This window comes from Amycolatopsis acidiphila (assembly GCF_021391495.1).
In the GTDB taxonomy this organism is placed as follows: Bacteria; Actinomycetota; Actinomycetes; order Mycobacteriales; family Pseudonocardiaceae; genus Amycolatopsis_E; species Amycolatopsis_E acidiphila.
The window spans coordinates 1,013,117-1,030,520 of record NZ_CP090063.1; the positions used below are offsets into that span (position 1 = coordinate 1,013,117).

The following is a 17,404-nucleotide window of genomic DNA, read 5'->3' on the forward strand; positions in this document are numbered from 1 at the left end:
GCAGCTAGAAGATCGCGCCCAGTGGCAGCAGCAGGGCGATCGCCACCACGGAGATCACCGTCTCCATCAGCGACCAGCTCTTGATCGTCTGCCCGACCGAGAGCCCGAAGTACTCCTTCACCAGCCAGAACCCGGCGTCGTTGACGTGCGAGAAGAACAGCGAGCCCGCCCCGATCGCGAGCACCAGCAACGCCGAGTGCGTCGGGTCGAGGGTCGCCGCCAGCGGCGACACGATGCCGGCCGCGGACACGGTGGCGACCGTCGCCGAACCGGTCGCCAGCCGGATCGCGACCGCGACCAGCCAGCCGAGCAGCAGCGCCGGAATCGACGCGCCGGTGGCCAGCTGCGTGATGACGTCGCCGACCCCGGCGTCCACGAGGGTCTGCTTGAACCCGCCTCCCGCGGCGACGATCAGGATGATCCCGGCGATCGGACCGAGCGAGTCGCCCACCGTCGAGGACAGCCGGTCCCGGGTGAACCCGGCCGCACGGCCGAGCGTGAACATGCCCAGCAGCACCGTCAGCAGGAGCGCGACCAGCGGGTCACCGACGAAGTCGAGCACCCGGCGCACCTCGTTGCCGCTGGCGGCGAGGAGGTCGGAAAGCGCTTTCGCGAGCATCAGCACGACCGGCAGCAGCACCGTGCACAGGGTCGCCGCGAAGCTCGGGCGACGAACCTCGTTCTCGTCCTCCTCGTCGCGCGCGGGCACGAGGCGCTCGGGCGGCGCCGCGTCCGGCAACAGGCGGGCGGCGACCATGCCGAACAGCGGGCCGGCGATGATCACCGTGGGGATCGCGACGAGCAGGCCGAACGCGAGCACGATGCCGACATTGGCGTTCAGCGCGCCCGCCGCCGCGAGCGGGCCTGGGTGCGGCGGCACCAGGCCGTGCAGCACCGAAAGCCCGGCCAGCGCGGGAATCCCGATGAGCATCAGCGGCCGCCCTGTCCGCTTGACGACCAGCAGCACGATCGGGATCAGCAGCACCAGCCCGATCTCGAAGAACATCGGCAGCCCGATCAGCGCGGCCACGAGCGCCATGGCCCACGGCAGCGTGCGGCGCCCGGCCCTGGACACGATGGTGTCCACGATCTGTTCCGCACCACCGGAATCGGCGAGCAGCTTGCCGATCATCGCGCCGAGCGCGATGAGCACGCCCACCGAGGCGACCGTCGAGCCGACCCCGCTGGAGAAGCTCTTCAGCAGCTTGTCGACCGGCATGCCCGCGATGAGCCCGAGCGCGCCGGAGCCGAGGATCAGGGCGAGGAACGCGTGCAGCTTGAACTTGCTGATCAGCACCACGATCAGCGCGATCGCGACCAGCGTCGCGACGATCAACCGGGTGTCGTGCCCGGTCCATCCGGCGGCCAGGGTGGTCACTTCGGCTCCTTTGCCAGTGCGTCGAGGGCGGCGCGCACGATGTCCGCGGGCACCTCGGTGATGTCGGCGACGAGACCGGGCTCGTCGGTTTCCAGTGGTTCGAGGTCGGCGAGCTGGGAGCCCAGCAGGGACACCGGCATGAAGTGCCCCGACCGGCTCTTCATGCGTTCGGCGATCAGCTCCCGCGGCCCGTCGAGATGGAGGAACCAGACGTCGCCGCCGGTGCGCAGCACGTCGCGGTAGCGGCGCTTGAGCGCGGAGGAGGAGACGACCCCGCCGGTGTCCTGGTGCTCCCGGACCCAGTCCGCGATGGCGTGCAGCCACGGCCGGCGGTCCTCGTCGGTCAGGGGATGGCCGGCGGACATCTTCTCGATGTTCGCCTTCGGATGGAAGGCGTCGGCCTCGGCGTAGTCGACGCCGAGCCGCCGGGCCAGGTCGTTGCCGACCGTCGTCTTCCCGGACCCGGCCACGCCCATCACGACGATGACGGTCATCTCGCCCTCCGACTCCCTTGTCCCTCGCAGTAGTGCACACCAAAAGTACTACTTAATCAAGCGACAAGTACTACTTAATCGAAACAGGGGTATACGGTCACGAGCGTGGTTGATGGCAGGCACGCTCGCGTGCTCGACGAACTGGGTACCGCGATCGCTTCGGGGCGAATCCCGGCCGGCACCGTACTGCGGCTCGAACAGCTGCAGGACGAGTACGGCGCCTCCCGCACCGTCGCCAGAGAGGTCGTCCGCGCGCTCGAGGTCATGCGCCTGACCAGCAGCAAGCGCCGCGTCGGGATCACCGTGCGGGACGCGGCCGAGTGGAACCACTTCGACCCGCGCCTGATCGGCTGGCAGCTCGGCGGCGACTGCCGCGAGCAGGCGCTGCGGATGCTGATGGAGCTCCGCTGGGCCGTCGAACCCACGGCCGCGCGCTTCGCCGCGCTGCGCGCGAGCCCCGAGGACCGCGGGCGGCTGCGCGCGCTGGCCAGCCGGCTGGAGACCACGGCCAGGGCGAAGGACCTCGGCACGTTCCTCGAGCACGACATCGCCTTCCACCACATCGTGCTGGCCGCGTCCGGGAACCCGATGTTCTGCCAGCTCTCCGACGTCGTCGCCCAGGTCCTCACCGGCCGCACCGAGCACGGGCTGATGCCGCCGGAACCCCAGCCCGGGGCCGTCGCGATGCACGTCGAGGTCGCGCTGGCCGTGGACGCGGGCGACGCCGGGCGGGCCGAGCACGCGATGCGCGGCATCATGGAGCAGGCGCGCGACGAGGTCGCCGAGCAGTTCGAGTAACGTCGGCCCCCGAAAGTCGACTACGGGGGGCACGAGTGAGTGCGGCGCGGGCGATCGGGCTGCTGCTGGGGGCGGCCGCCGACGGGGTGATCGGGCGAGGCGAACCGGTGGCACTCCTCACGGGCGCGGCTCGGGCGCTCGAACGGAGGCTTCCGGGCGTGGCCGGTACCGGCGGCCTGGTCGGCGGGCTCGTCGTCGCCGGTGTCGTCGCCGAGCGGGTGAGCCGGCGCAGTCCCGTCATGCAGGCGATCGGCACCGCCGTCGCGACCTGGGCGGTGCTCGGCGGAGCCGGGCTCGCCGAGAGCGGCACGGCGCTGGCACGCGACCTCGAAGAGGGCGAACTGGACGCGGCCCGCGGCACGCTCGCCGCGCTCGACACCCGCAGCACCGCCGGGCTCGACGTCATCGGCCTGTCCCGCGCGTCGGTCGAATCGGTCGCCCGGCACACCTCGGACTCGGTCGTCGGGCCGCTGTTCTGGGGTGCCGTCGCCGGGATCCCCGGTCTCGTCGGCGCGCGGGCGCTCAGCCTGCTCCGCGGCTCGGAGCTCACCCGGCGGCTCGACGACCTCGTCAACCTCGCGCCAACGCGGTTCGCCGCGGCGCTGACCGTCACGAGCGCGCCGGTCGTCGGCGGCTCCGCGCGGGGCGCCTGGCGGGCCTGGCAGCGCGACACCGTGGCGCATCCGAGCCCGAACGCGGGCCGGATCGAGGCTGCCTTCGCGGGTGCGCTGGAGATCCGCCTCGGCGGCCGGACGGTGTATCCACACGGGATCGAGGAACGGCCGGTGCTCGGGGACGGGCGCAATCCCGACGCCGGGCACGTGACGCGGGCGGTCGAGCTGTCGCGGGTGGTGGGCTGGCTGACCGCGGTCAGTTCCGCTGTGCTGGCGCTTCTGTCCGGTCTTCGTCGCCGCCCATAGCGGCGTCGGCTTCGTCCTCTTCGTCCTCGGCCAGGATCTGCGCGACGGACTTCCGCTTCCGCGCCTTCTTCTCCTTCTGCCGCTCGCCCATCTCCGCGAGCACGCCACCGGGCTTGAGCTCGCGGATCGTGAAGTACGCGAGGCCGCCCAGCGCCATCACGCCGAACGCGATCCACTGCAGCGCGTAGGAGAAGAACGGGCCGGAGTCGAGCTGCGGCAACGGAAGCGCGTTGAGCACGCCGGGTGTGTTCTGGTCCAGCTGGAAGTAGCCGGGCCGGATGTCCAGCCCGCTTGCGCGGGCGACGACCCGGGAGTCGACGTCGTAGCTCTGCAGCTTGCCGCCGGTGGAGGCATCGGCGAACGCGTCGCGGTGCTTGCCGTCGGTCTCGTCCTGCCGGACCCTGGCCACCACCTCGACCGGCCCGGCGGGCGGCGCCGCGTACGGGGGCACCGCGTTGTGCTCGCCGGGCTGGACGTACCCGCGGTCGATCAGCACGACCTGGCCGGTGGTGGTGCGCATCGGGGTGAGCACCTCGTAGGCGGGCTCGCCGAGGACGGTGCGCAGCCGGGCGACGACCTCGTTCTGCGGCAGGTAGGTGCCGGTGATCGTGACCCGCGTCCACTCGGTGTGCTCGTTGGGCGCGACGCCGGGCGCGAGGACGCTGTCGAGCGGCTTCGGCTCGGCCGTCATGGACGCCTGCACGGCGTCGTTCTGGGCCACCCGCTCGGAGTTGCGGCTGAACTGCCACGGCGAGAGCAGCCAGAAACAGGCGAAAGCGAAAACCAGCACACCGCCGACCAACGCGAGCCAGCTGGGCCGGAGCAAGAACTTCCACCGCACGCATCCACGGTAGCCCGCCGCGCTCAGCGCAGGGTCGCCCGGGCCGCCGTGAGCGCCTGGCGGGCGTATCCGCCGCCGAACACCGCCGCGTGCATGAGCAGCGGAAACAGCTGGTGCAGCGGCACCCGGTCGCGCCAGCCGTCGGCCAGCGGGGCGCCCTCGTCCCGCGCGCCCTCGGCGTACCCGCCGAGGATGTGGCTCAGCTGCGAGGTGCCGAACAGCTGCAGCATGGCGAGGTCCCCTTCGCGGTGCCCGCCGTGCGCCGCCGGGTCGATCAGCCACACCCCGTCGCTCGCCCAGTGCACGTTGCCGCTCCAGGCGTCGCCGTGCACGCGGGCGGGCGGTTCCGGCGGCCCGCCGACCTCGCCCAGCCGGTCGCACAACTGCTCGAACAGCTGCGCCTCGTCCTTGCTGAACAGCTGCTGGTCCACGCAGTCGCGCAGGTACGGCAGGATCCGGTGCTGCGCGTAGAAGGACGGCCAGTCGGGGCCGACCTCGTTGCGCATCGGCGCGACGCCCATCCACGCGTCGGCCGGACCGCCGGGCGGCGGACTGCCGTACCCGTCGGCACCCCGCAGGTGCAGCTTCGCGAGCCTGCGGCCGAAGGTCTCCCCGGCCTCGGGGGAGGGCGAGGCGGGCGGGATGAACTGCATGACCAGCCACTCGTCGTCGTACCCGTGCACCTGCGGCAACGGCACGTCGCCCGACTCGGCGAGCCACCGCAGCCCGGCGGCCTCGGCCGCGGTCGCACGCGGGCCGACGCCCTGCTTGGCGATCACGGCCTCGCCGCCGTCGAGGCTGACCAGGAAGATCGAGCCGCCCCACTGGCGGATCCCGGTGATCTCCCCGCCGCGCAACCGCTCGACGGCTTCGCGGGCATTCACGGCCGGACCTGCGCGAGCAGACCCGGCATCGGGCGTTGCGGGCGGAACACCGGCGCCGCGATGGGTGCGCGGCACGTGTTGCCGCAGCACACGAAGCAGATGTGACTGATCACCCGTGCAGTGTGCCCAGGCCCCTTCGCGTCCAATCGAGCAGGCCGGGCATGGTGCGCTCGATCATGGCGAGCGCGTCCTCGAAGCCGTCTTCGCCGCCGTAGTACGGGTCCGGCACCTCCGCGCCTTCCGGGGCCGACGGGTCGAACTCGCGCAACAGGCGCACGCGCGACGGGTCGTCGATCTTGCGGCGCAGATCGCGCAGGTGCCCGGCGTCGGCGGCGAGCAGCAGGTCCGCGCCGAGGTGCTCCCCGTCGATCTGGGCGGCGACGTGCTTCCCGTCGTAGCCGTGCTGCTCCAGCGTCGCGAGCGCGCGGGCGTCGGCGGGCTCGCCGACGTGCCACGGCCCGATCCCGGCGCTGCTCACCCGTACCTGCCCGGCGAGGCCGTCGCGGCGCAGGTGCTCGCGGAACACGACGGCGGCCATGGGGGAGCGGCAGATGTTGCCGGAACAGACGAAGCAGACGTGCAGGGCAGGTTCGGTCACGCCCGCCAGTGTGCCGCGTCCGTTTCGCGCCGGCCGTGCGACGTGCCCGCACGCTGTTGACCCGGCGCGCCGCGCTGGTGCGAAGATCCCCGTATGCCCGCACTTTCGCAGATCATCGCCGTGATCGAGGACGCCTACCCGCCGGAGCTCGCCGAGAGCTGGGACGCGGTCGGGCTCGTCTGCGGTGACCCGGCGGAGGACGTGGACCGGGTACTGGTGTGCGTGGATCCTGTCGGGGCGACCGTCGACGAGGCGATCGAGCGCGGCGCCCAGCTGGTCGTCGCGCACCATCCGCTGCTGTTGCGCGGGGTGCACGGGGTCGCGGCGGACACGACCAAGGGCCGCCTGGTGCACCGGCTCATCCGCGCCGGGATCGCCCTCTACTGCGCGCACACCAACGCCGACTCCGCCGACCCCGGCGTCTCGGACGCGCTCGCCGGGGCGATCGGGCTGCGCGTGCTGCGCCCGCTGGACCCGAAGGGCGAGACCACCGGGATCGGCCGGATCGGCGAGCTGCCCGAGCCGGAGCCGTTCGCCGTGTTCGTCCAGCGGGTCGCGGAGGCCCTGCCGGAGACCGAGCCGGGCGTGCTCGGCGCCGGGGACCCGGACCGTCCGATCAGGACAGTCGCGGTGTCCGGCGGCGCGGGTGACGGCTACCTCGCGGCGGTCACCGAAGCGGGGGTGGACGCCTACGTGACCGCGGACCTGCGCCATCACCCCGCCGGCGAGCACCTCGAAGCCGGCGGGCCCGCCCTGGTCGGCGTGACGCACTGGGCGAGCGAATGGCCGTGGTGCGAGCAAGCCTCGGCGGTTCTGCGGAAGGCCTTTGCGGGTAACGTCGACATCCACGTGTCCACCCGTCGCACGGATCCGTGGACCATCCGAACCTCAAGGGAGCGCAACCAGTGAAGGCAGACCCCGCCGTCCAGCGTCAGCTGCTCGACCTCGCGAAGGTGGACGCCGAGCTGTCGCGTGTCGAGCACCGCCGCCGCACGCTGCCCGAGCTGGCCCAGATCGACGAGGCCGAGAAGCTGGTCCGCAACCTGCGGGACAAGCTCGTCTCGACCGAGGCCGCGGCATCGGACCTCGACCGCGAGATAGCGCGGCAGGAGAAGGAGATCGAGTCGGTCCGCGCCCGCGAGGAGCGCGACCGCAAGCTCCTGGAGTCCGGCTCGGTGCAGGCCAAGCAGATGAACGACATCCAGCACGAGCTGGAGACGCTCGCCCGCCGCCAGGCCGCACTCGAGGACGACCTGCTGGAGCTGATGGAGCGCCGGGAGGCGCTGGGGATGGACGCCCAGCGCACCGGTGCCGAGGTCGACAAGGCCGAGCAGGAGCTGGCCGACGCGCAGCGCCGCCGGGACGAGAGCTTCGCCGACTTCGACACCACGCAGGCCCGCCGCGAGGAGGACAGGGCCAAGCTGCTGCCGCGCTTCCCCGAGCCCCTGCTGAAGCTGTACGAGCGGGTGCGCGCGCACAAGGGCATCGGCGCGGCGCTGCTGCGGTCCCGCCGCTGCGGTGCCTGCCAGCTCGACATCGACCGCAACGCGATCTCGGAGATCAAGTCCGCCCCGGAGGACGCCGTCATCCAGTGCGAGAACTGTGGCGCGATCCTCGTGCGCACCCTGGAGTCGGGCCTGTGAAGGTGATCGTCGAGGCCGACGGCGGTTCGCGGGGCAACCCGGGGCCCGGCGGGTACGGCGCGGTGGTCAAGGACGCCGAGTCGGGCTCGGTCCTCGCGGAGCGCAAGGAAGGGCTCGGGGTCACGACGAACAACGTGGCCGAGTACACCGGCCTCGTCGCGGGGCTGACCGCGGCGGCCGAGCTCGGTGCGTCCACTGTGGACGTCCGGATGGACTCGAAGCTCGTCGTCGAGCAGATGTCCGGCCGGTGGAAGGTCAAGCACGCCGCGCTGCAGCCGCTCGCGGAGCAGGCGCGCGAGCTGGCGTCCCGGTTCGAGCGCGTGCGCTACGAGTGGATCCCGCGCGCCCAGAACTCCCATGCCGACCGGCTGGCGAACGAGGCGATGGACGAGCAGGCCGCGCCCGCGCCCAGCTCGCCCGCCCGGTGGACCGGTGCCCGCGGCAAGCCGACCAGGCTGTTGCTGCTGCGCCACGGCCAGACCGAGATGTCGGTCGACCGGCGCTACTCCGGGCGCGGCGACGTGCCGCTGACCGAGCTGGGCCGTCAGCAGGCGGCCGCCGCGGCGAAGCGGCTGGCCGCGATGCCGGAGGTCGTGGTCGGCGGCGAGCCCGCGCCGGTGATCGCCTCGCCGCTGACGCGGACGAAGCAGACCGCGCAGGCGGTGGCGGACGCGATCGGCGCGCGGCTGGAGACCAGCCAGGGTTTGCTGGAGACCGACTTCGGCCAGTGGGAGGGCCTGACCTTCGCCGAGGCCGCCGAGCGGGATCCGGAGCTGCACGGGCGGTGGATCCGCGACGTGTCCGTGCCGCCGCCGGGCGGGGAGAGCTTCGAGCTGGTGCACCGTCGCGTGCTGAAGGTGCGTGACGAGCTGGTCGAGACCTACGCCGGGCGGACGGTGGTGGTGGTCAGCCACGTGACGCCGATCAAGTCGCTGCTGAGGCTGGGCCTGGACGCCGGGCCGTCCCTGCTGTTCCGGCTGCACCTGGACCTGGCGAGCCTGTCGGTCGTGGAGTTCTACCCGGACGGCAACGCCTCGGTGCGGCTCGTCAACGACACCTGCCACCTGGGGTAGCTCACAGCACCAGCCACAACGCCACCACGGAGGCGGCCAGCGTCACCGGGACGGTGAGGGCGCCGAGGCGCAGGAAGTCGCGCCAGCGCGGAGGCTCGCCCGCGCCCGTCAGGACCCGGCGCCACAGCAGGGTCGCCAGCGAACCCAGGTAGGTGGCGTTCGGGCCGAGGTTCACCCCCAGCAGCACCGCCAGCAGCGTCCCCGCCGCGGGATGCGGGCCCAGCACCGACAACAGCAGCAGCGTGGCCGGGAGGTTGTTGACCAGGTTCGCCAGCACGGCGGCGAGCAGCGCGGTCAGCAGCAGCTCCGGCAGGCTCGTGCCGTCCGGCAGCAACGCCCGCAGCGGCTCGCCGAGCAGGTGCCGCGAAACCGCCTCCACCACGACCGCGAGCCCGAGCACGAACAGGCACAGCAGCGGGTTCGCCTCGACGATGAGGGTCCGCACCCGCACGCGCCGCGCCGAGAGGGCCCGCGCGGCGAGCACCACCGCCGCGATCGCCGCGATCACCACCGGTTCGACGTGCACCAGCGGCGCCACCCCGAACCCGGCCAGGGTCACCCCCAGCACCACCAGCGCGAACACCGGGGTCGGCGGGATCTCCCCGGCCTCGGCGCCGGCTCGCCCGCGCAGGTCGCGCGCGAAGAACCGCAGGAACACCCCCAGCTCGACGGCGATCGTCACGAGCCACGGCAACGCCATCAACGCCGTGAACCCCACGAAGCTCAGCCCGGACGCGGAGAACGCGAGCAGGTTCGTCAGGTTCGACACGGGCAGCAGCGTGGACGCCGAGTTCGACAGGTGCGCACATGCGTAGAGATGCGGCCGCGGCGGCAGCTCCAGCCGTTTCGCCGTCAGGAACACGACCGGCGTCAGCAGCACGACCGTCGCATCGAGGCTCAGCACCGCGGTGGTCGCGGCGGCCGCCGCGAAGGTCAGCACCAGCAGCCGTCGCGGCCGGCCCCGGCTGGCTACCGCCAGCCGGGCGCCGAGCCAGGAGAACACGCCGTCGAGGTCGGCCAGGTGGGCGAGCAGCAGGATCGCGGCGAGGAAGCCGAGCGTCGGCAGGATGGTGCGGGCCTGCTGCCAGGCGTCCGGTACGGAGAGCCAGCCCGCGAGCAGGACGATCGCCGCCGCGGGCAGGGCGAGCGTCGCCTCGGGCAGCCCGCGCGGGCGCGCGGTGGCGAACGCCAGCACGGCGACCAGGAGCCCCAGACTCCCGCCCGCCGCCAGCACGCGCCCACGCTAACCGACACGCCTGCCGGGCCGCCGGGTGAACCGTCTACCCTGGTCGGGCGGACGAGTTGGCCGGGCGGCCGCGAGGGCGCGAGCCTTCGAGGAAAGTCCGGACTCCGCAGGGCAGGGTGGTTGCTAACGGCAACCCGGGGCGACCCGCGGGACAGTGCCACAGAAAACAGACCGCCCCAGCTCCGCCGGTGCCTCTGGCGCCGGCGGGCGCGCTTGGGGTAAGGGTGAAACGGTGGTGTAAGAGACCACCAGCATCCCGGGCGACCGGGGTGGCTCGGTAAACCCCACCCGGAGCAAGGCCAAGAGGGCACCTGCACGGTGCCTGCGCAGGCGTTCGAGGGCTGCCCGCCCGATGCCTGCGGGTAGGCCGCTCGAGCCTGCCGGCAACGGCAGGCCTAGATGGATGGCCGCCACCGCGCCTCGGCGCGGGACAGGATCCGGCTTACAAGCCAACTCGTCCGCCTTCATGAACCGCGAAAGGCGGCTCCGCCACTGCACGGCATCGCCTAAGGTGACGGGCGTGGAGAGCGAAGAAGCCCGCGCGCTGGCGTTCAAGTGCCACCGCGTCCTCGACCCGCTGCATTCGGCGATCTATTTCGCCCCGCAGGCCGACGAGCGGCTCGCCACCACCGGGCTCCGCCCGGGGCGGATGACGTACTTCGCCAGCCGTTCGGCGCCGATGGGCGCGGTCACCGCCGGCACGGTCGCCGCCACCTTCTACAACTTCAACCCCACCCTCGTCGCGAAGCACATCCCGCGCGCCTGGACACTCGCCACCCCGGCCGAGGTGCTCGACGCGCGCCTGGAAGCGGCCGACACCGTGCTGCGCCGCCTGCTCGGCGACGCGGTGTCGTCCACCGAGCTCGCCGAGGCAGCCGAACTCGCCCGCGAAGCCAGTGACGCCTGCACGCCGGAGGGGCGCCCGCTCTACGCCGCGCACGCCGGCCTCGACTGGCCGTCCGAACCGCATCTCGTGCTCTGGCACGCGGTCACGCTGCTGCGGGAGTACCGCGGTGACGGGCACATCGCCGCGCTCGTGGTCAACGGCGTCGGCGGGCTCGAAGCGCTGATCACCCACACCGCCACCGGTAAGGGCTTTCTCCCCGCCGCCGCGAAGGCCACCCGGGGCTGGTCCGACGAAGAGTGGGACGAGGCCTGCACGCGGCTGCGGGCCGACGGCGTGCTCGACGCCGAGGGCGGCCTGACCGAGCAGGGACGCGCCCTGCGGGAGCGCGTCGAGGACCAGACCAACGCGGCGGCGTGCGCGCCCTGGCGGCATCTCGGCGCGGAGAAGGCGGCCCGGCTGCACGAGCTGGGCCGCGGGCTGAGCCGGGCGGCCGTTGCCGCCGGCGCGTTTCCGGGCTCCGGGGTCTTCGCCGCGCCGCGTGGCTGAGATGCACGGAAAGTGACGACGACGGGGATGCGTTCATGCGTCCGGTAACCGAGTCATGATCAACTATGCCGGGCGGCCGGTCATCGTCGGGTAGAACTCTTGCCTCCGAACGGGTCATGCCACACTATGACCGCCGGAAATCGAGCGGCGGTTCGACCAACCCAGAGTGAGCAGACCGCTCGCCGACGGGTGAGTTCGCACCCAAACTACGAAATACGGGTGGACGGGGTTAATCCTGAGCGGCCTTGCAACGATGATGGAGGGCGACGAGTTCAGGGAGAGTGGCCGTACTGTGCCTGGTGAGGATCGATTGCCTTTGACGGAGAGCACTTTGACCGTCACGGGTAGTCACGTCATGATGATGTAGACCAGACCGGACAAGCTCAGCCCCGTGGGCCCGCCCGGCGAGACCCACCCGACCACACTCCTCGCACCCGGGAGTACGCGATGACCATGATGACGCTTGTGCAGCACCTCGCACAGGGCGAGATCAAGACACGAGGCGTCCAGCAGTGGATGCTCGACAACGTTATCCCGCTGGTACTGCTGGCCGTCGCGTTGCTGCTGCTCTGGCTGGGCGGCGGTAAGGGCGACAACGCCGGTGTCATGCGCCGGCTGGCGGGCGTCGTGATCGCACTGGCGATCATCGGCCTGGCCGTCAGCGGGCTCGGCGTGAACGTCGGCGAATGGATCGCCGGCCTGTTCACGGGCTGACGGGGACCTCGTGCGGATTCGAACCGATGACGAGGTCTACCGGGTCGACGCGGTGTGGCTCGGCCCGCCGAAGGCGACGTTCCCCTGGCGCGCCCGGTACGTCGCGTGGGGTGTCGGCATCGCGGTCTTCCTGGTGGTGCTGACCGTCGAGCGGCAGCTCGGCGTCGGGTTCGGATTCTTCTCCACCGCGTGGGCGTTCATCGCCACGATCTTGATCACCAGGCTGATCACGAGAAAGATCAGTCACGAGCGCCCGCTCGGCGCGGTGTTCACGATGTGGCTACGGGAGCTGCACGCACCGCGGGAGAGACCACGCGGTGACGGTGGCGCCGTCACCGCCGCCAAGCTCCGGGTCCGCCCGCAGCGTCCGTTGCCCAGGAACAAACGCACTGACAGGTCCCGAGCACGCCGTGGCCGCGGCGCGGTCTCGGCGAGGAGGTAGCTGTTGTTCGGTCGCCGTAAGGACCGGGAGCACGACGCGGGCGGCGCCACCCAGTGGCAGCCGCAGTCCGGCCGTGGCGCGTCGACTGTCAGCCGGCCCCAGCCCAAGCAGAGCCGGCGGTTGCCGGGGGAGCAGGCGATCCCGAGCTACACCCCCTCGATTGCCGCCCGCAGTATCGACGGCCATCTGCTGCGCACGGGCCACGAGGTCTACGCCTGGTACCGGCTGGCGCCGCAGCGCTGGTCGTTCCGGTCCGACTCGCAGCGCCGAGACCTCATCGCCGCGATCGCCGGGCAGTACGCGGAGCTGCAGGGCCGCTGGCTGCACCTGCGCGTCACCACCCGCCCGTACCCGATCCGGATGTGGGCCGAGGCGCACGTGCACAACGCCGTGGGCCGTCCGCCGGACACCCCGGGCACGCTGTCGTTCGACGACTACCTGATCGGCGAGCAGCAGCAGCTCATGGGCCGTTCGATGGCGGAGAAAGAGGTCTACATCGGGGTCCAGGTGCAGACCCGCCGGATGGTGGACCGCGCGGTGGAGAGCGCCGCGCCGCTGTTGCGCAAGATCCTGCCCGAGGCGGTGGACGCGGAGCTGACCGCGCTGGACTCCGAGGTCGAGCACCTGGACCAGGTCATCGGCTCCTCCGGGCTGGAAGGCCGTCCGGCGCACGCCGAGGAGATGTCCTGGCTGATGCACCGGTCCTGCTCCCTCGGCCTGCCCGCGCCCCGCAACCTGCCCGCGGTGCCGGGCACGGAGTGGGAGCCGGAGGACCTGGCGAGCTTCACCGACGCCGCGGACTTCCACGCCGAGCCGTACGCGCCGACGCTGACCGTGCGCGGGCGCACGGGGTCGAACGCCGGGGTCAGCCGGCACGTCGCGGTGCTGACCGTCGGGCAGATGCACGGCCTGCAGATCCCCGAGGTCGACGACCCGTGGGTGCAGCACGCCGACCGGCTGCCGGCCGCGGTGGAGTGGTCCGCGCGGATCTACGTGCGGCGCCCCGAGGAAGTGGCCGGCGAGCTGCAACGGCAGATGAACAAGGTGCGCTCGCAGGTCAAGCACTACACCGACGAGCACGAGCTGGAGCCGCCGCAGTCGCTGGCGCGGCAGGCCTCGCGGGTGCTGGAGATCGACGACGAGATGACGTCCGGCTTCACCGCGCTGGCCACCCGGGTGCGCTCGTGGTGGCGGCTGGCGGTGTCCGGCCCGACCGAGCGCGACGCGCTGCGCCTGGCCCAGCAGCTGCTGGACCTGTACAAGCCGAAGATCGCGATCGAGCACCCCGAGGCGCAGTACGCGATGGCGCGGGAGTTCATCCCGGGCGAGCCGCTGGCCTCCTCGGCGTACATGCGCCGCGGGTCCGTGGTGTGGGCCGCGGCGGCGGTGCCGACGGCGACCGCGGAGGTCGGGGACAGGCGCGGCATCCTGCTCGGCGAGACCGTCACCGCGACGCGGCGCCCGGTCGCCTGGGACCCGTGGATGGCGCAGGAGATCCGCGACGGCTCCGGCCTGACGGCGATGGTCGCCGGCCTCGGTGGTGGCAAGTCCTTCCTCGGTGGCGGCATCGTCTACAAGACCCTGCGCGCCGGCGCGACCTGGACGCTGCTCGACCCGTCGGGCCCGCTGTCGAGGTTGTGCGACCTTCCGGAGATCAGGCCGTATGCGCGGCCCATCAACTTGCTCAATGCACAACCCGGCATCCTGAACCCGTACCGGGTGGTCGCCGAGCCCCTGCTCGAACACTTCCTGGACGAGGAGAACCCGGAGCGCGCGTGGCGGCGCGAGCGGGCGCTGGCCGGGGCCACCCGGCGGCGGCTCGTGCTCGACGTGCTGGCCGGGATCCTGCCGTACGAGGTCGCGCGGATGCCGCAGAGCCGGATCGTGCTGCTGCGGGCGGTGCGCGCGGTCGGCGGCCGCTACGACGCCGACCCGGGCCAGGTCATCGACGCGCTGCGGCGTGACTCCAGCGAGCACCACGAGCACGCCGTCGTCGTCGCGGACTTCCTCGACGAGATGCGCGAGCGGATGTCGCTGCTCATCCCGGAGAACGACGCGGACCCGTACTCCGAGACCCGGGACGACCGGCTCACGGTGCTCACCATGGCCGGGCTGACCCTGCCCAAGGACGGCGTCGGCCGCGAGCACTGGACCGACGCCGAGGCCCTCGGCGTCGAGATGCTGAACCTGGCCGCGTGGCTGACCCAGCGGTCGGTCTACGAGAAGCCGAAGGACCAGCGCAAGGGCGTCTGGATCGACGAGGCGTTCTTCCTGTCCGAGGTGCCGACCGGTCGGGTGCTGATGAACCGCTTCGCGCGTGACTCGCGCAAGTGGAACGTCCGGGTGCTGCTGTCCTCGCAGATCCCGGCGGACTTCCTGAAGATCCAGGGCTTCGTGGCGCTGCTGGACTCGGTGTTCGTCGGCCGCCTCGACGACGACGAGGCGCAGGCGGACGCGTTGCGGCTGCTCAAGGTGCCCGTCGGCGTCGGCTACGAGCAGGTCGTCGCGGCGCTGGGCCGTCGTCCCGGCGCGCACCGGGACGTCGAGCGCGACCGCGAGCCGCGCCAGTTCGTCTTCGGCGACGGCGCGGGCGGCGTGGAGCGCATCCGGGTCGACTTCTCCGGTCCGCATCTGGAACACCTCCGTGCCGCGATGGACACCACACCCGGTTCCAAGGACGCGCTGCCCGCGGACAACCGCGCGGCGCGCGAGGCCGAGCCCCAGCAGGCGCAGCACGTGCCGGTGCCGCCGCCGGACGACGAGCTGGAGCAGGACCTGGAGCTGGCGGCCGAGCGCGAGGTCGGGCTGACCGAGGAGCAGCTGCTCGCCGAGGAGGTCCCCGGCGGGAACGGCACCGAGCCGGACAACGAGCCCGCGACCGCAGGCAAGCGGGGCGGCCACGGCCGGGACGCGGCATGACGCTGCTGACTCTGGGACTCGTGCTGGCCCTGGCCGGGGGTTGGCACGCGTTCAAGGGGTTCGTCCGCCGGGGTGGCTTCCGCGGCAGGAGACCCGGCCGCTGGGCCACCATGTTCGCCGTGGGCCTGCTGCTCGGCCTGCAGGCCGTGGCGACCGCGCCGTCGGCTTCCGCCGCTGCCTGCGGTGAGGCGCCCACGCCGGAACGGCCGGGCTCGGGCATGGTCGGCGCGATCGACCCGCCGGCGACCCACGGCGAGAACGGCAGCGCGTACCTGGACTACAGCTACGCCGGGATGGTCTGGTACGTCTACCAGACCGACTGCGGCCCGCTGTCGGGCATCACGAGCCCCAACTCGACCATCGACACGTGGGCCGGCAACGAGATGTTCAACATCGGCAAGAACATCGTCGGTGCCACCAACTCGCTGCACTACACGGTCATGGAGGGCGGCCTGCTCAACCCGATCTACGGTGCGGTGAAGTCGGGTGCGGAGAAGGTCTACAACAACATCTACGCCCAGCTGTTCGGTCTCGCCGCGTTGCTGCTGGCGATCATGATGTTCCGCAACATCTGGCGCGGCGACCTGTCCGCGGTGTCCAAACGCGCGCTCTACGGGCTCGGCGCGGTGTGGCTGGCCGCGTCCTCGCTCGCGATGCTGCGGTACTTCGATCCCATCGACAAGGCGATCGTCCAGACCACCACGAACATCCAGGCCGGGTTCGTCGACGACTCGGGCAACCGGGTGGTCCGGGAGATCCTGCCGACGGAGCTGCACACCCAGGTCGTCTACGACAACTGGCTGCGTGGGGAGTTCGGCGCGCCCGACGCCGCGCAGGCGACGCAGTTCGGCAGGCCGCTGCTGGACGCGCAGGCGTTCACCTGGGACCAGATCCGCAACGGCGACGACGCCAACCAGGGCGTGGTGGACTCGAAGAAGGCCGCGTACAAGAACATCGCGGGCCAGCTGGGCACCGCGACGCCGTACTTCACCGGCGAGGGCGGCAGCCGGACCGGCGCCGGTTTCCTCGCCCTGCTGCAGAGCCTGGTCTACGCGCTGTTCCAGTTGCTGGCCAAGGCGTCCGTGCTGCTGGCGCAGGTGCTGATCCGGCTGTTCGCGCTGACCGCGCCGCTCATCGGCCTGGTCGCGTTGGTGCACCACGACATTCTCCGCCGGGTGGGCAAGGTGCTGGGCGGGGTCGCGTTCAACCTGATCGTGCTCGCGGTGCTGGCCGGGGTGCACGCGCTGTTGCTGCAGGCGATCTTCGCGGCGGGCAACTCGCTGTCGATGCTGACGCAGATGGTGATGGCGGGCCTGGTGACCGTGCTGCTGTTCCTGGTGGGGCGGCCGGTGCGGCGGCTGTGGCAGATGGTCGAGATGTCCGTGGGCATGGTCGGCTCCTCGATCCCCGCGCCCAGCGGCAGCATCTTCTCGCGGTTCCGCCGCAAGCAGGGGCCGACGCCGCAGGACGAGTTCTGGCAGGGCGTGCGCGACTCCGACGACAGCGACCTCGAGACGCGGGGTCCCATGGGCGCCACCGCGGGCGGTGGCCGCTACCGGCCGGAGGCCACGATCTTCGCCAACTCGCAGCGGCTCGACGGCGCCGGTTCGATGGCCGGGCGGCCCGCCGCGGCGTGGTCGGGCGCGCCCTGGCCGGGCGGGGGAGCGTTGCCCGGCAACGGAAGCCGCCGCGCGCTGCCGGCGGGTGGTGGTCCCGGCGTCCGGCCGGGCTACGCGCCCGCTGCCGGTGGTTCGGACGACTACGTCTACTCGGCCCCGCCGGGGACGATCCGCCGCGCCGACGCCGGCTGGATCCCGCCGCAGCCGCAGAGCCGCCGGGTCGACACCTCGCCGGTGTTCGACCGCGACATCGACCAGGCGGACTCGGTCCTCGTGCCCTCGCGGGTGCGTGCGACCCCGGCCGCCCCACGCGTGCCGAGCGTGTCGCCACCGCGGCGGGCGGAGCGTGAGCTGGTGGGGGGCAGGCCGGTGCACGTCATCTACCGGCCGTCCCGGGGCATCGAAGTGCGCGACACCGACGACGTGGTCCGGTGAGGTGAGC

Annotated in this window: 17 protein-coding genes and 1 other RNA gene; 11 read left to right on the forward strand and 7 right to left on the reverse strand. The window is 72.2% G+C overall.

From position 1 onward, the window contains the following. Nucleotides 1–4 precede the first annotated feature (4 nt). Nucleotides 5–1,378: a GntT/GntP/DsdX family permease gene (locus tag LWP59_RS05025; protein ID WP_144643164.1), complete on the reverse strand. Its 1,374-nt coding sequence runs from the start codon at nt 1,376–1,378 to the stop codon at nt 5–7. Further along, on the reverse strand, nt 1,375–1,872 hold the full coding sequence (locus LWP59_RS05030; RefSeq protein ID WP_144643162.1) for a gluconokinase: 498 nt from the start codon (nt 1,870–1,872) through the stop codon (nt 1,375–1,377). Before LWP59_RS05030 ends, LWP59_RS05025 begins: the two co-directional genes overlap by 4 nt. A gap of 105 nt (nt 1,873–1,977) precedes the next feature. On the opposite strand from LWP59_RS05030, the gene LWP59_RS05035 reads away from it, so the two are divergent. Both LWP59_RS05035 and LWP59_RS05040 read left to right on the forward strand, forming a co-directional pair. Continuing rightward, nucleotides 1,978–2,670 (forward strand): FadR/GntR family transcriptional regulator, encoded by a 693-nt coding sequence (locus tag LWP59_RS05035; protein WP_186383453.1) that lies wholly within the window; start codon nt 1,978–1,980, stop codon nt 2,668–2,670. Nucleotides 2,671–2,705: 35 nt separating this feature from the next. Further along, nucleotides 2,706–3,590, forward strand: a complete 885-nt coding sequence (locus LWP59_RS05040; RefSeq protein WP_144643161.1) for a cobalamin biosynthesis protein CobD/CbiB — start codon at nt 2,706–2,708, stop codon at nt 3,588–3,590. Here the strand turns inward: LWP59_RS05040 and LWP59_RS05045 are convergent. From LWP59_RS05045 to LWP59_RS05055, 4 genes are read right to left on the reverse strand one after another with little or no spacing between them, the layout of a single operon-like run. Beyond that, the gene (locus tag LWP59_RS05045) at nt 3,541–4,431 is read right to left on the reverse strand and encodes an SURF1 family cytochrome oxidase biogenesis protein (RefSeq protein ID WP_144643160.1); all 891 of its coding nucleotides are present in this window, start codon (nt 4,429–4,431) and stop codon (nt 3,541–3,543) included. The two genes, LWP59_RS05040 and LWP59_RS05045, sit on opposite strands and share 50 nt — an antisense overlap. Before the next feature lie 23 nt (nt 4,432–4,454). Further along, nucleotides 4,455–5,315 carry a fructosamine kinase family protein gene (locus LWP59_RS05050; RefSeq protein WP_144643158.1) on the reverse strand — a complete coding sequence of 287 codons (861 nt, stop codon included), beginning with the start codon at nt 5,313–5,315 and terminating at the stop codon, nt 4,455–4,457. Continuing rightward, nucleotides 5,312–5,428 (reverse strand): arsenate reductase/protein-tyrosine-phosphatase family protein, encoded by a 117-nt coding sequence (locus tag LWP59_RS41355; RefSeq protein WP_444541914.1) that lies wholly within the window; start codon nt 5,426–5,428, stop codon nt 5,312–5,314. Before LWP59_RS41355 ends, LWP59_RS05050 begins: the two co-directional genes overlap by 4 nt. Continuing rightward, the gene (locus LWP59_RS05055) at nt 5,425–5,913 is read right to left on the reverse strand and encodes a low molecular weight protein-tyrosine-phosphatase (protein WP_144643156.1); all 489 of its coding nucleotides are present in this window, start codon (nt 5,911–5,913) and stop codon (nt 5,425–5,427) included. The genes LWP59_RS41355 and LWP59_RS05055 overlap by 4 nt, the downstream gene beginning before the upstream one ends. A 93-nt stretch (nt 5,914–6,006) precedes the next feature. Between LWP59_RS05055 and LWP59_RS05060 the strand changes: the two genes are divergently transcribed. The 3 genes from LWP59_RS05060 to LWP59_RS05070 are packed head-to-tail and all read left to right on the forward strand — an operon-like array spanning nt 6,007 to nt 8,629. Then, complete coding sequence (locus LWP59_RS05060; RefSeq protein ID WP_144643154.1) at nt 6,007–6,822, forward strand: Nif3-like dinuclear metal center hexameric protein; 816 nt, start codon at nt 6,007–6,009, stop codon at nt 6,820–6,822. After that, nucleotides 6,819–7,556 carry a zinc ribbon domain-containing protein gene (locus tag LWP59_RS05065; RefSeq protein WP_144643153.1) on the forward strand — a complete coding sequence of 246 codons (738 nt, stop codon included), beginning with the start codon at nt 6,819–6,821 and terminating at the stop codon, nt 7,554–7,556. The genes LWP59_RS05060 and LWP59_RS05065 overlap by 4 nt, the downstream gene beginning before the upstream one ends. 2 nt (nt 7,557–7,558) lie before the next feature. Beyond that, nucleotides 7,559–8,629 carry a bifunctional RNase H/acid phosphatase gene (locus LWP59_RS05070; protein ID WP_144643190.1) on the forward strand — a complete coding sequence of 357 codons (1,071 nt, stop codon included), beginning with the start codon at nt 7,559–7,561 and terminating at the stop codon, nt 8,627–8,629. Nucleotide 8,630: 1 nt separating this feature from the next. Here LWP59_RS05070 and LWP59_RS05075 read toward each other — a convergent pair whose 3' ends face one another. Beyond that, nucleotides 8,631–9,863 carry an SLC13 family permease gene (locus LWP59_RS05075; protein WP_144643152.1) on the reverse strand — a complete coding sequence of 411 codons (1,233 nt, stop codon included), beginning with the start codon at nt 9,861–9,863 and terminating at the stop codon, nt 8,631–8,633. A gap of 64 nt (nt 9,864–9,927) precedes the next feature. Between LWP59_RS05075 and rnpB the strand changes: the two genes are divergently transcribed. The 6 genes from rnpB to LWP59_RS05105 all read left to right on the forward strand — a co-directional run bounded on the left by rnpB (nt 9,928) and on the right by LWP59_RS05105 (nt 17,397). After that, nucleotides 9,928–10,336, forward strand: an RNA gene (rnpB, locus tag LWP59_RS05080) — RNase P RNA component class A. 59 nt (nt 10,337–10,395) lie between these two features. After that, nucleotides 10,396–11,268, forward strand: a complete 873-nt coding sequence (locus LWP59_RS05085; RefSeq protein WP_144643151.1) for an SCO6745 family protein — start codon at nt 10,396–10,398, stop codon at nt 11,266–11,268. 447 nt (nt 11,269–11,715) lie between these two features. After that, on the forward strand, nt 11,716–11,982 hold the full coding sequence (locus LWP59_RS05090) for a hypothetical protein (protein ID WP_144643150.1): 267 nt from the start codon (nt 11,716–11,718) through the stop codon (nt 11,980–11,982). A gap of 10 nt (nt 11,983–11,992) precedes the next feature. Further along, the gene (locus LWP59_RS05095; protein WP_144643149.1) at nt 11,993–12,424 is read left to right on the forward strand and encodes a hypothetical protein; all 432 of its coding nucleotides are present in this window, start codon (nt 11,993–11,995) and stop codon (nt 12,422–12,424) included. Nucleotides 12,425–12,427: 3 nt separating this feature from the next. Next, nucleotides 12,428–15,343 carry an ATP-binding protein gene (locus tag LWP59_RS05100; protein WP_373299835.1) on the forward strand — a complete coding sequence of 972 codons (2,916 nt, stop codon included), beginning with the start codon at nt 12,428–12,430 and terminating at the stop codon, nt 15,341–15,343. Next, on the forward strand, nt 15,340–17,397 hold the full coding sequence (locus LWP59_RS05105) for a magnesium transporter (RefSeq protein WP_144643148.1): 2,058 nt from the start codon (nt 15,340–15,342) through the stop codon (nt 17,395–17,397). The genes LWP59_RS05100 and LWP59_RS05105 overlap by 4 nt, the downstream gene beginning before the upstream one ends. Nucleotides 17,398–17,404: the final 7 nt, after the last annotated feature.